The organism is Sulfurospirillum deleyianum DSM 6946 (assembly GCF_000024885.1).
In the GTDB taxonomy this organism is placed as follows: domain Bacteria; phylum Campylobacterota; class Campylobacteria; order Campylobacterales; family Sulfurospirillaceae; genus Sulfurospirillum; species Sulfurospirillum deleyianum.
This window is the reverse complement of record NC_013512.1, coordinates 576,630-589,612: the sequence shown is the minus strand read 5'-3', so window position 1 is coordinate 589,612 and position 12,983 is coordinate 576,630. Positions and strand designations below refer to the sequence as shown.

Below are 12,983 nucleotides of genomic sequence, written 5' to 3'. Positions count from 1 at the left end.
CTTATCTCGCCCTTTATGCTATTTTGATTGTTTGTAAGATTTGAGAGAAGCAGCAATAGCTGCGACAATTGCCAAGTTACCTTTTTGTGATAATTCTAAAGTAGAATTACCTACATTGATATTCTCCTTACTGGCAGGAAAATATTTTGTAATGATTTGAGCTTGAAGATTTAACACAAAAACCATCAAAACTAAAAACATAAATACCGTAGACATACCTAAAACAAGAAATTTTAAGCTTTCCGCAATCAGATTAACTTCCATAGACGCAACCTTTTTTGTTTAAATTTAACTAAAAAATATAGTCAAAAGTTAGGTATTTTATCATTTCTTTTATTAAATCAAACCTATAACAAAGAGCTTAAAATAGAGAGAAAAAAGAGTTTAATGCAGCTAATATTACAAAATTATTTCAATGAAAGTTCACGATAAATGTGCACAAAATCTGAGGATAATTAAAAAAGAGATTTAGAAGCTAAATAATAAAGAAATTTTTAGGATTTTTAATAATAGCACCATGTTCAGCAATCGCTTCATCTGCCATATTATACCTCTCATTGAAAATAGAATGATGAAATTGTACTTCATCATTAATAATTTCAAAAACCATGGTCTCATAGACAAGTCTTTTAGAATCTCCATCAAAAAAGGAGTGACGCACATGCATGCTAATCGTAGAAACTAAAAATTCTTTATCTCCAATTTTTAAGATATTCTTCAATTCTAATTCACGCATAAACAACCTTTTTAAAATTTTGATGAGAAAATGGTAGCATAAGTGAGCAATGACTTAACTAAAAAAGAATCCAAAGTTCTAAAAATATCATTCTGATTAGTTTTTCAAATGGAGTAAAATTAAAAAGTTAAAAGAGAGAAAATGGTGCGGTCGGGGGGATTTGAACCCCCACACCCGTAAGGCACTACCACCTCAAGGTAGCGTGTCTACCGTTCCACCACGACCGCATAGAAGAAGAAGGAGCTTAAGTGCTCCTTCAGGATTTACTTTTTATTAACCAAGTAATGGATTTTTGTAAAGAAGAATCAAAGCAATAACAAGTGCATAAATAACTTGTGCTTCAATCATCGCAAGTGCAATAAACATAGTTGTTACAAGTTTACCACCAATACCTGGGTTTCTTGCTGTACCAGAAATAGCTGCAGATGCAGTGTTTCCCATACCAATAGCAGCACCAAACGCAGCAAGACCTAAAACGATACCAACAGTAAGAACTGAATACGCTTTAATAGTTTCAGTTTCACCAGCAAATGCAAATGTTGCAAACGCAGCCATTAAAAAAAGAATCTTTTTCAAAGATTACTCCTCATTTTTTTTCAAAGTCTGTTCGGATAAAACCCCTACTTTCCACTTTGTAGGCGATATTTTATCGAACTAATTGTTAAAAAGCCTTTAAACTAGCGTACAAGCTCTAGTTCTATTTTATTTCCTGCTTGCTTTAAAATTTTTACACGTACTTTTTGCTCTAATGCGAGATAATCACTGACTTTATCAACACGATGATCCGCAATTTTTGAAACATGTAAAAGACCATCAATACCGCCAGGCAATTCAACAAAAGCACCAAAATCTACAATACGTTTTACGGTACCATCCACAACTTCATCTTGAATAAATGTTGGCACTGGTTTACTCTCTTTTGTAGGATACTTATTGTCTCTATCTCGACCATGTCCACCACGACCACCAAAAGAGGCTTTGTTCGTAATCTGAATAATGTGCTCTTTTGCGGCATCCACTTTTTCTTTATTTTCTCCCGCAATTTTAACTTCACCTTTTTCACGATCCAAATCAATCGAAACTTCAAATTTTTCAATAATTTCTCTAATGGTTTTTCCCGCTTGCCCTATAATATCTACGATTTTAGAAGGATCAACATTAAACAGCTCTAATTTAGGAAGTACGGCATTGTTAATAACTATTTCTTCACTTGCTTTTTCCATAATTGCAAGGATATGTTCACGTCCTTCTCTTGCTTGATAAAGTGCCTCTTTTAAAACATCCCTAGAAATTCCACCCAATTTAATGTCCATTTGAAGTGCCGTAATACCATCTTTTGTTCCAGCCACTTTAAAATCCATATCACCATCATGATCTTCTAATCCCATGATATCACTTAAAACAGCGTGTTTATCCCCTTCAAAAACCAGTCCCATTGCAATACCTGCAACCAATTTTTCAATTTCAACACCTGCTGCTTTTAAAGCAAGTGCTCCTCCACAAATCGTTGCCATAGAAGAAGATCCATTGGATTCTAAAATTTCAGAGACTAAACGAATTGTTTGTAGTCTGTTGATATCCACAACGGGTTCTAAAGCACGTCGTGCAAGATTACCATGACCTAATTCTCTACGTCCTGGCGCACGTAAAGGAGAAGCTTCTCCTACTGAAAAGCCTGGGAAGTTATAATTGACCATAAAAGTATCGCTTACACTACTTTTTTCGGTTAATAAGTCGTACATTTGTGCATCTTTGTCATTACCTAATGTTGCGATAACCAATGCTTGTGTCTGACCTCGTGTAAAAAGACATGAACCATGCGCAAGAGGCAACAGATTTGTTTCAATGCTAATAGGTCTAATTTCTGTTAATTTTCTTCCATCCGCACGTACTCTTTTTTCAACAATCATCTCACGCACAATCTTCTTTTTATACGTTTGAAGAACGCTATCAACAAGTGCCTTATCCCAACCTTCGAGCGTAGCAATATTGTCTTTTAAAATCGCATCTACAATCTTACTTAATTCACTCGCTCGCTCGCTTTTTGCCATTTGATTGATAGCGTCATAAACAGCCTCTTTGTAAAACTCATCAATATAAGCAAAAATCGCATCACTGGTCAAATCTTGTTTATAATCAAGAATGGCGTCCTCTTTTTTCAAGGAAACAAATGTGTTCTCATACGCCGTTGTCGCTTCAGTAATAGCATTTTGTGCTGTATCAATCGCAGCTAAAATTGCATCTTCAGGAAATTCATTGATGACTTGCTTAGCCATCATATTTTCTGCTAAAGTCGGATCTAACATCGGGTCAATTGCCATAACAGGTAGGCTAACACTTTCCATAGAAGCAATAGAGCGCATTTCAATCATTAACAACTCTTCTTTTGTTCCAGCCACATATAAATCCAACGTACTTTTTTTGAGGAGAGAATTAGATGGATTCACCACGTACGCTCCATCAACATAACCAATACGAACACCTGCAACTGCTTTATTTACAGGGATATCTGAAAGGTACAATGCAGCACCTGCTGCGTTTAGTGCTGCAACTTGAAGATCAACTTCAGCATCACAACTTAAAACAAAAACGGTAATTTGTGTTGGGTACGCATACCCTTTTGGGAAAAGTGGACGTAAACTTCTATCAATAATACGGGAGGTTAGTGTTTCAAAATCACCTGGTTTTGTCTCTCGTTTAATATATCCGCCAGGAATTTTACCTACAGCATAACTTTTTTCGACATATTGAACCGTCAAAGGCACAAAATTTTCAGAGACTTGCGTATCATCACGTGCAACGGTCGCTAGGATAACCGTATTTTTAATTTTCAATAAAGCAGCACCCGCTGCTTGTTTGGCAACTTTGCCTATATCATAAATCTCTTCTTGATTGTTCACATAAATTTTATATTCCACTTTTTCACTCCTTCGTGATTTAACTCAATTTAACTTATAACCTTTGTTCACTCTCTTGTTCAAACAGTTTGTAATTCATACTTCCCATTGGATAGAGTGTAAACATTAACATGACACCTTTTTTATTGGTGGAATCTACACCTGAGCTGGTTTGTTTAGGGTTCGTAACATCTTTATACACCAGTGAATAATCCCAACATTTTTTAAACTTTTTAATACCCATACTCCATGATTTAAAAATATCTTCCTCGATATCATAATTGACCGTTGCAAACAAATCAATGTTTTCAAAATAACGTGTTTCTGCACTAAACGTCACATAACTATAATCTTTACCTTCATTATTATGTTCATACGATTTATCCACATACGTATAACGCATAGCCCCTGTATATATCGAATCTTTATACGTCAAAGAGACTTGATTACGGGAGAGTTGATGAAAAGTGTTGGAGTAATTTACTGTGTTACCGACATAAAAACGATCCGTTAGATAGTATTTCATATCATTTTCTAAATCCCCATACTCATCTTCTCTATCATAATAATAGGCTTGTTTAATCGTATGGCTAAACTTCTTTTCACCGTCCATATCATAAAAAAATTGTCTAAATTTTAATGCCGTATTTTTCTCTTCAAATTCTAAAGGAATCAACTCATTATTAGCATACGTATAACTCCATGCTCCGCTTTGTTTATCATAGCTAGGAACCGTATGTTCCACACCCATATACATCGTGTGGAAAAAGGTATCATACCCTTTTGAAAGATCCGTATAGAGTGAAAACGTATGGTAGTTATTAAAATACTCTCCTGAGCTTCCCTCATCCGAATCATTCCCATAAGAAACCTGTGTCATATAAACATTCTCTGAGACATTGACATGTAAGTAATCTTCTAAAACTGAGAAATAGAGACTTACAGGGGTTCGAACTTCATTTTGAAATGCAGTCACCCCCTCTTGGCGTGTATAATTTTTAGCTTTATAATCCACCGAATAAAAAAGATTGTCTAATAAAAAAGGATTTGAGAAGTGATGATACTGTAGTGTTGGTAATTCTTGCAAGGTATCATCATTTGATTCTTTGGAAGTATCAATGTAATTTTTTGCATAAATACCCAAATAATCTTCGTCTTTTTTAACATAATAATTGACACGTGAGGTGACAAGTTTATCAGAGGTGCTTGAATCAGCATCGATCGTATTGTAGTAATCAATGTCATTAAGATAGTTAATATCTACCCATAAACCATCTTCAATGCCACTGTATTTTGTGCTCAACAAAGCACTTCTATCATACGAAACACGTACACCATAGTGTGCATCATTGCTTAATTCTTCCTCTTTAGCATAATCACTCTGTTCTTTAAAATAACCCGCCGTTATTTGACCTGAAGAGTACGGAGAATCTACAAAACGATAGGTACTATGAATACCCTCACCACGCTCTGTTCGTATTTGTGGACGTACTTCTAAATCCCAGTTTTCTGCAGGTGCAAAATAAATAGGCTGTAAATAATAAAATCCCTCTGAGCCTCCTATTCCAATTTGAGGAGGTAAGAGCCCCGTACGACGAGTTGTATCTGTTGAAAATGAAAAATAAGGAAGATAAAACACAGGGATATCATTCGCATAAAAAACAGGGTTATAGATATGTAGCCATTTGCTCTCTTTATTAAATTCACCTGTTGTAAACGCAATCTTCCAATCAGGGTCCTGCGTATTACAGCTCGAAACAATTGATTTTTGTGTGATATAAGTATCGGGGTTTAAGATCGCATTCTCACACTTAATCCATAGATTTGATTTCTCTTCAAAAAAGAAAAGGGGTGTAGAAACACCTTTATCTGTATTTAAATTGAGTTTGGTATGACCACTTCTAGAAGCATAGTCCACACCTTCAAGTGTCGTGATATTTCCAAATAATTCAACATCACCGCTCTCATAATCGTAATACGCTTCATCGGCTGTAATGAGATATTTGGGGCTATACAAAACAACATTACCTACGGCATGAACGAGTGTTCCATTTTTTGTTACCGTTTGCGCCAAAACCTCAACATCTTGAACTTCTTGCGGTGCTGCCCAAAGACTACACAAAGAAAGCCCTAAAAGGATAAGTGTTTTAATGCGCATTGACCACCAACGTATTGGCAACTTTATCATGCCATGTCTCTCTTTTTGGATTTAATGCAGCCCATACAAAACCTAAATAAAAAATTGATTCACTAATAATACGAAACGACGCACGACTTAAAGAGAGAAGAAGCGAAGGTTTTTCCAAATCTTCTGTTGAAATAACCCTAATTTTCATAGCGATTCTACCCAATGTCGCACCATACATCCATACAAAAAATGTCTGATATATGACTTTCAAAAGCACAACATAGAAAAACAACCCATTAATCATCTCAATCATCTCTTCGGTACTTGCAGTTTGAGGAATTTGGTCAATATAAATAAACGCAAAGAGAAGAGAAATCAAAATTTCATCAATCGCATATGCAAAGCCACGCTTTTGAAGTGTCGCTAAGCTTATATTTTCACGCTCAAACTTTTCAATTAACTCTTCATTTGTCATATTGAAGTGCCTGATACGCGATATCGCTTCTAAATTGTTTTCCTGCAAAATGAACTTGACCACAGAGTAAATAGGCTCTCTCTCTCGCCTCTTTAATCGTATCACCTACACCTACACATAAAAGCACACGACCTCCCGTCGCATACAACGTACCCTCTTCCAAACTCACACCCGCATACGAAATATGGGTATGTTCAAGCGCTTCATGGGCACTTTTATCGATAATAATCTCAGAAGGTTTTGACGTGCCATAAGGATAGTTTTCACTTGCCATCACCACAGCAATAGCGTATTTATCGTAAAACTCTATCTCTAAATTTTTAAGATTTTGTGTTGCTGCTTTATAAAAAAGCTCACTCGCAGGTGTTTTTAATAAAGGCATTAAAATTTCACACTCAGGGTCACCAAAACGGACATTGTATTCTAAAACAATCGGTTCATTTTTTACAATCATTAACCCAATAAACAAAACACCTTCAAATGGCGTTCCCTCTTTTTGCATCCCTGCTAACGTTGGTTTAATCACACGTTCTTCTACTTTTTTATAAAGCACATCATCAATCAAAGGCGTTGGAGCATACGCACCCATACCACCTGTGTTAGGTCCTATATCATTATCTTTTAAACGTTTATGATCTTGTGCGGCAGGCAAAATTTTATAATCAATACCATCACAAACGACAAATAAGGAAAGTTCATAACCATCTAAAAATTCCTCAACGACAACGCCATGTCCTGCATCACCAAAGCTTTTACCACTGAGCATATCCGCAACAGCTTCTTTTGCTTCTTCCTTGCTCTGTGCAATAATCACACCCTTGCCTGCGCACAATCCATCCGCTTTCACTACAATCGGAAGCGCTAACGTTTCAATAAATGCATTGGCTTTGTTGGCATCATGCGTCTCTATATATTTCGCTGTGGGAATGCCATAAGAAGAGAGAAAATTTTTCATAAAAATCTTTGAGCCCTCTAAACGAGCGGCTGCTTGTGAGGCACCAAAAATGACTAAACCTTTGGCTCTAAAAATATCAACGATACCTTCAACCAACGCCGTCTCTGGACCAACAACCGTTAAATCAATACCTTTTTCTTTAGCAAACGCAGCGAGTTCTTCATAATCTTTACATGTAACATTCTGCCCCAACCAAGGGGTAGCACCATTACCTGGTGCAAAAAAAAGTTCACTGACATTAGGGTCTCTCTTAAGCGCTAAACCTATCGAATACTCTCTTCCACCGCTTCCAACAACCATAACTTTCATCAATGTTCTCTCCAAAAAAATCTTTATCCGTGCTTTACATGTAAAACCCAAGTGAGCGTTCCGAGATTGAAGCGGCCCTAATAAGCCAACTTCTGGGAATTGACCTTTTTTTTAGGCTGCAATTTCTCGCCTTGCAACAAAGCTCAAACGAAACCACAGACACACCAAAAACGTACGAAACTCCACCTATACTAATCGTTGGACCCTCATGAAAACGGTTGTCGCTTCACCCAGGCACAGTAAATAACTTGTTATTTCTCATTATAAATAATCTTAGCTTCTAAAGAGCTTTTGCCAAAGTAATGCAGTGTTCTATCGTTTGAATTTCAGCGATCACGGGTTTTACATGTAACGGCAAAACAGCAGCTGTTTTCGTTCCAATTACAACCACACGATAAGACGCATCCCACGAAAAATTTTTCAAAAAACAGTGCACCGTTGAAGGTGAGGTGAAAATCAAAATAGCCTTAGGTGGTGGAGTCAAAGAAGCATCATAGGTTTTACATACAGTTTCATACATCACCGACTGCGAAATGGTTATCCCCGCCTTTGTTAAGATTTCAAACAATGGCGAAATAACCTCTTTCGCACGTGGGAAAAAAACCCGTTTACCTTGCAATAATGGAATAAGTTCTTCAGCAAAGAGGTCACCATACGAATGATTACATGTAAAGAGCAGATTGCCACCATAGTGCATGATTGTCTGTGCGGTTCCTTCTCCAATTGCGTACGCAGCTTTTGTCTGCCATGCAACCCCTAAGCGCTCGAGTGCCTTAACACTATTTTTAGACGTAAAAACAATCGCATCATAGGCTTCTATATCTACGAAAGCTTGGGTATAGCAGATTTCAAAAAGAGGAAGATGGACGACCTCTTTAGAGCGTGTTTCATCGCTAAAGAGGTAGATAGGCGTTTTTATTCCCATTCGATTGTGGCAGGTGGCTTTGAAGAGATATCATAGACGACACGATTAATGCCACTGACTTCATTAATGATACGTCTGGAGATATTCTCCAAAATGGTGTGAGGAATGTGTGCAAACGTGGCAGTCATACCATCCGTTGCATCCACAATTCTGACACAAATGGTATTATCATAGGTTCGATTATCGCCCATGACACCCACGCTTTTTACATTTAAAAGTACGGTAAAAGCTTGCCATGTTTTCTCATAATAGCCTGTTGAACGAAGCTCCTCAAGCATAATGACATCCGCCGCACGCAACAGTGTCAAATCATCTTTTGTGACCTCACCCATAATACGAATCGCAAGACCAGGACCAGGGAAAGGATGGCGATTTAACATATCGCGTGGCAATCCAAGCTCCGCACCAAGAGTACGTACTTCATCTTTAAAAATTTCACGCAACGGCTCAATCAATTCAAAACTCATCCAATCAGGAAGGCCCCCAACATTGTGATGCGACTTGATGGTTTTAGAAGGACCTTTTACAGAGACAGACTCAATCACATCCGTATAGAGTGTCCCTTGTGCTAAGAACTGAATACCATTGTGCTTTTTCGCCTCTTCATCAAAAACTTCGATGAATGTTTCACCAATAATTTTACGCTTTTTCTCAGGATCACTCACCCCTGCTAAACGGCTTAAAAATTTCTCACTCGCATCCACGGTAATCAAAGGTACCCCACGGCTTTTAAACATCGCTTCGACTTGCGCACGTTCATTGGCACGAAGTAATCCATTGTCCACAAAAACAGAAACAAGCTTATCCCCAATCGCTTCGGCTAAAAGTGTTGCGACCACAGAACTATCGACACCACCACTGACACCACACAGTACTTTTTTATCCCCTACTTGCGCTTGAATTTTAGCGATTTGCTCTTTGGCAAATGAACCCATGTTCCATGTACTTTCACAGCCACAAATATGCTTTGCAAAGTTTTTCAGAAGCTTTGTTCCTTGCTCTGAATGGTAAACCTCTGGATGAAATTGAAACGCATACATATTGCGCTTTTCATCAGCAATCGCCGCATACGGAGAATTCTCACTAAACCCAATTTTTTCAAACCCTTGAGGCAATGCCTCGACTCTGTCCCCGTGACTCATCCAGACAATTTGACCGCATGTCGTGTCTTTAAAAATTTTATGGTCACTCTCAAATTTAAGCTCAGCTTTGCCATATTCTTGATGGGTTGCAGGAATAACGCTTCCACCAAAATGCTGTGTCAAAAGTTGCATACCATAACAAATACCTAAGATAGGCAGACCTAATTCATAGACTTTTTCATCAGGATGATACGCATCTTTAGCATACACCGATGCTGGACCGCCACTTAAAATAATTCCCTTAGGATTTCGTTTTTGAATATCTTCAATCTTTTCATTATAAGGCACAATTTCACAATACACCCCACTTTCACGGAGTTTACGTGCAATCAACTGTGTGTATTGCGACCCAAAATCTAAAACTAAAATAGGTACTTCTTTCATTTATTTCCTTCTGTTAATATAAATCAAGCATTTCAAACTGCACATACCAAATGATTAAGGAGAGCAGATATCCTACCAGTACTGTCCATGCGTACTTCATATGTGAACCAAAGGTATAAATACCTCGAAGTTTTCCCATCACGCCCACACCTGCAGCCGAGCCAAAGCTAATCAAACTGCCACCAATACCTGCGGTCATCGTGACCAATAACCATTGATCCATTCCCATGTCTGGGTTGGCTTTTAAAACCGCACTCATCACAGGAACATTGTCCACAATCGCCGATAAAAATCCAACGCCAATGTTGACCACCGTAGGACCTGCGCTATCATACAATTTTACGGCTAAATCTAAGTATCCTAAAAAGTGAAGTCCACCCACCGCCGCTAAAATACCAAAGAAGAAGAGCAAGGTATCGTGTTCAATTTTTCCAATCATTTTAAAGGTATTAAGCTCTTCACCTTTTTTGCGTTTAAGTCGATAGCTGTAGAGTTTTAACAAAGACAATCCAAATAACATTCCCCACATAGGAGGCAATTTAAAGAGTTGCTGACATAAGACGGCTGATACAATAGTAAGAACCCCTAATGCAATCACTACTTTTCCACCCATTAAGACAGAAACCTTAGGTTCTGTGGTTACATCAAAATGTGGTTTATCAGAAGGAACGTACAATGAAAGTAACCATGCTGTTACTAACCATCCCAAAAACGAAGCTGGGAAGAGGTAAAAGAAATCTGTAAAAGGAGCTTTTTCTGCCATCCATGTCATGAGAGTTGTAATATCTCCAAAAGGGCTCCATGCACCTCCTGCATTGGCAGCAACGACGATGTTAATTGCACCAGGCACTAGAAAACGTGGATTTTCTTTTTCAATGGTGACTAACACGGTTGATAAAATTAACGCTGTTGTTAAGTTGTCTGCCACAGGGCTAATAAAAAAGGCTAATGCGCCTGTTAACCAAAACAATTTTTTATAACTATACCCTTTAGAAACAAGATTGTATTTTAATGTATCAAAGACCTGTCTCTCAATCAAGACTTCTATGTAAGTCATCGCAACCAATAGGAAAAAGAAAATTTGTGAAATTTCCAAAATCAAATGTTCCACACTGTGCGTAAGCGCACTAGGATCAATACCATTACTAAAATTATAGATACCAATCAAAAGAAAAATAAACGTACCCATAAACAGAGCAGGTTTTGCTTTGTTGATATGGTAATTCTCTTCTGCTGCAACCATATAATACCCAACAACAAAGATAATCAAGGAGAGAATTCCCACCCATGTTGTTGTTAAATCTTCCCCATTGGACGCCCAAATGGTGCTAAAACATGCTAATAAAAGCAAGATAATTCGCATCTATTCTTTCCCCTCTATTACATAATGTGCACCTAATGATTTTTTTCGTTTCAGTGCGCTTGTTATAATCTCTTGTGACACCAAAAGACGTAACCTCAATAACTTTCCAATAGGACGTTCCGACATCTCTTCTACCCGTTTTTTCGCTTGACGTAACCCCTTCTCTTCACGTTGTATACCCGCATAAGACCACATCAAATGACGCAGTTCATTTTTTAACTCTTTATCTCCTTCGTGTATTAAAACCTCTTCTTCTTCACTAAAAAAAGGTATTTTTTTATCGGCATCCATCGTTTTCACACTATCCAAAGCAACACGTTTTGAAAAGACCAACCCTTCCAACAACGAATTGCTAGCTAACCTATTAGCCCCATGAACGCCCGTATGAGCACATTCGCCCACAGCATAAAGGTCTTTTACATGTAAAACATGCCCATACAAATCAGTTTGAATACCCCCCATCGAATAGTGAAAAGCAGGAGAAATAGGAATTTTTTGAGAAGGGACATCATAGCCAATATTGGTCATATTAAAATAGATGCTTGGAAAGCGTTTTTTGAAGTGTTCAGAAGAAAAAGCACTTAAGTCCAAATAGACCTCTTTGCCTGTTTTTTGTTTATGCTGAAAAATGGCACGACTTACCACGTCTCTAGGCGCCAATTCACCCCGTGGGTCATACTCAAACGTAAATCGCACACCATCTTCATCAACGATTTTAGCACCCTCACCTCGTAAAGACTCACTTAAGAGCTGTTTACGAACGGTAGGGCTTAAGACAAACGCTGTGGGGTGAAACTGCATCATTTCCATATCCGCTAAAGATAAACCACGACTTAAACAGACCCCTTGCATATCTGCACTAATCGTTCGAGCGTTAGTATGATACTCATAGAGTGAACCCACACCACCACTGGCAATCACCACTTTTTTTGCATAGAGATTAAAAATTTTATCGGCGTGAAACACCCGCACACCATAACAAACACCTTTTTCTATTAACAAATCGGTAACTTGCGTGTTATACAAAATAGGAAAAGGAAGTTGCTGCATTAAAAAAAGGTGAATATACCGCCCCGTAGCATCACCTCCTGCGTGTAAAATGCGATTGGTGCTGTGAGCGGCTTCTTTGGTATAGAGTAATTGACCCGCTTCATCGGTATCAAAACAAAATCCTTTTTCAATCAAGTGTTTAATGGCAAGAGGGCCCTCAGAACACAAAACAGTAACTGCTTCAGGGTTACAATGCCCAGCGCCTGCTTCAAGGGTATCCTTTACATGTAAAGCAATATCCGCTTCATCTTTGGCGACCGCAACACCGCCTTGAGCATAAAAGGTATTGCATTCCCATGCATAATCTTTAGAGATAACCAGCACACTCAAAGATTTTGGTAACGCCAATGCGGTATGAAGCCCTGCAATACCCGTGCCAATAATGAGCACATCGTACGATGTTTTCATGGGTATTAAAATTTCTTTAACGTGTTTGTCGTATTGGTGTCTTTATAAACAGGAGGACCTTTGTAGCCACATCCAAAGAGCGCAAAGCCTAAACATGCTATAATCAACGCATGAAAGATTCTAAAAGTATAATTTCTCATCTCGTACAACAACCTTCTATGAAGAAATATGAGCAGATGCGCTGTTATGACAGATTGCTCAGTGTGCTACC

The 12,983-nt window shown here is 38.0% G+C and carries 11 protein-coding genes and 1 tRNA gene; all 12 read right to left on the bottom strand.

Annotated elements, in window-relative coordinates:
- Window positions 1-18 precede the first annotated feature (18 nt).
- Entirely contained in the window at window positions 19-264 is a 246-nt protein-coding gene (locus SDEL_RS03100; RefSeq protein ID WP_012856405.1) for an OadG family protein, read from the bottom strand.
- Window positions 265-475: 211 nt separating this feature from the next.
- Entirely contained in the window at window positions 476-736 is a 261-nt protein-coding gene (locus SDEL_RS03095; RefSeq protein ID WP_012856404.1) for a hypothetical protein, read from the bottom strand.
- Window positions 737-878: 142 nt separating this feature from the next.
- Window positions 879-963, bottom strand: a tRNA-Leu gene (locus SDEL_RS03090).
- A 46-nt stretch (window positions 964-1,009) separates the two neighbouring features.
- On the bottom strand, window positions 1,010-1,312 hold the full coding sequence (locus tag SDEL_RS03085; RefSeq protein WP_012856403.1) for a F0F1 ATP synthase subunit C: 303 nt from the start codon (window positions 1,310-1,312) through the stop codon (window positions 1,010-1,012).
- A gap of 101 nt (window positions 1,313-1,413) precedes the next feature.
- Entirely contained in the window at window positions 1,414-3,654 is a 2,241-nt protein-coding gene (locus SDEL_RS03080; protein WP_012856402.1) for a polyribonucleotide nucleotidyltransferase, read from the bottom strand.
- Between the two features lie 34 nt (window positions 3,655-3,688).
- The gene (locus SDEL_RS03075) at window positions 3,689-5,821 is read right to left on the bottom strand and encodes an LPS-assembly protein LptD (protein ID WP_012856401.1); all 2,133 of its coding nucleotides are present in this window, start codon (window positions 5,819-5,821) and stop codon (window positions 3,689-3,691) included.
- A complete protein-coding gene (locus tag SDEL_RS03070) occupies window positions 5,781-6,236 on the bottom strand; it encodes an RDD family protein (RefSeq protein ID WP_012856400.1) in 456 nt (151 codons plus the stop codon). Before SDEL_RS03070 ends, SDEL_RS03075 begins: the two co-directional genes overlap by 41 nt.
- Window positions 6,226-7,500: a phosphoribosylamine--glycine ligase gene (purD, locus tag SDEL_RS03065; protein WP_012856399.1), complete on the bottom strand. Its 1,275-nt coding sequence runs from the start codon at window positions 7,498-7,500 to the stop codon at window positions 6,226-6,228. The genes SDEL_RS03070 and purD overlap by 11 nt, the downstream gene beginning before the upstream one ends.
- A gap of 280 nt (window positions 7,501-7,780) precedes the next feature.
- Entirely contained in the window at window positions 7,781-8,425 is a 645-nt protein-coding gene (locus SDEL_RS03060; RefSeq protein WP_012856398.1) for a uroporphyrinogen-III synthase, read from the bottom strand.
- Window positions 8,416-9,951, bottom strand: coding sequence for a glutamine-hydrolyzing GMP synthase (gene guaA, locus SDEL_RS03055; protein ID WP_012856397.1), 1,536 nt, complete (start codon window positions 9,949-9,951; stop codon window positions 8,416-8,418). Before guaA ends, SDEL_RS03060 begins: the two co-directional genes overlap by 10 nt.
- 13 nt (window positions 9,952-9,964) lie before the next feature.
- Window positions 9,965-11,314 (bottom strand): sodium:proton antiporter NhaD, encoded by a 1,350-nt coding sequence (nhaD, locus tag SDEL_RS03050; RefSeq protein ID WP_012856396.1) that lies wholly within the window; start codon window positions 11,312-11,314, stop codon window positions 9,965-9,967.
- Window positions 11,315-12,772 carry an L-aspartate oxidase gene (nadB, locus tag SDEL_RS03045; RefSeq protein WP_012856395.1) on the bottom strand — a complete coding sequence of 486 codons (1,458 nt, stop codon included), beginning with the start codon at window positions 12,770-12,772 and terminating at the stop codon, window positions 11,315-11,317.
- Window positions 12,773-12,983 lie beyond the last annotated feature (211 nt).

Coding starts and splice junctions, on each gene's coding strand:
- SDEL_RS03100 (WP_012856405.1), bottom strand. CDS start 264: ATGGAAGTTAATCTGATTGCGGAAAGCTTAAAATTTCTTGTTTTAGGT.
- SDEL_RS03095 (WP_012856404.1), bottom strand. CDS start 736: ATGCGTGAATTAGAATTGAAGAATATCTTAAAAATTGGAGATAAAGAA.
- SDEL_RS03075 (WP_012856401.1), bottom strand. CDS start 5,821: ATGATAAAGTTGCCAATACGTTGGTGGTCAATGCGCATTAAAACACTT.
- SDEL_RS03070 (WP_012856400.1), bottom strand. CDS start 6,236: ATGACAAATGAAGAGTTAATTGAAAAGTTTGAGCGTGAAAATATAAGC.
- purD (WP_012856399.1), bottom strand. CDS start 7,500: ATGAAAGTTATGGTTGTTGGAAGCGGTGGAAGAGAGTATTCGATAGGT.
- SDEL_RS03060 (WP_012856398.1), bottom strand. CDS start 8,425: ATGGGAATAAAAACGCCTATCTACCTCTTTAGCGATGAAACACGCTCT.
- guaA (WP_012856397.1), bottom strand. CDS start 9,951: ATGAAAGAAGTACCTATTTTAGTTTTAGATTTTGGGTCGCAATACACA.
- nhaD (WP_012856396.1), bottom strand. CDS start 11,314: ATGCGAATTATCTTGCTTTTATTAGCATGTTTTAGCACCATTTGGGCG.
- nadB (WP_012856395.1), bottom strand. CDS start 12,772: ATGAAAACATCGTACGATGTGCTCATTATTGGCACGGGTATTGCAGGG.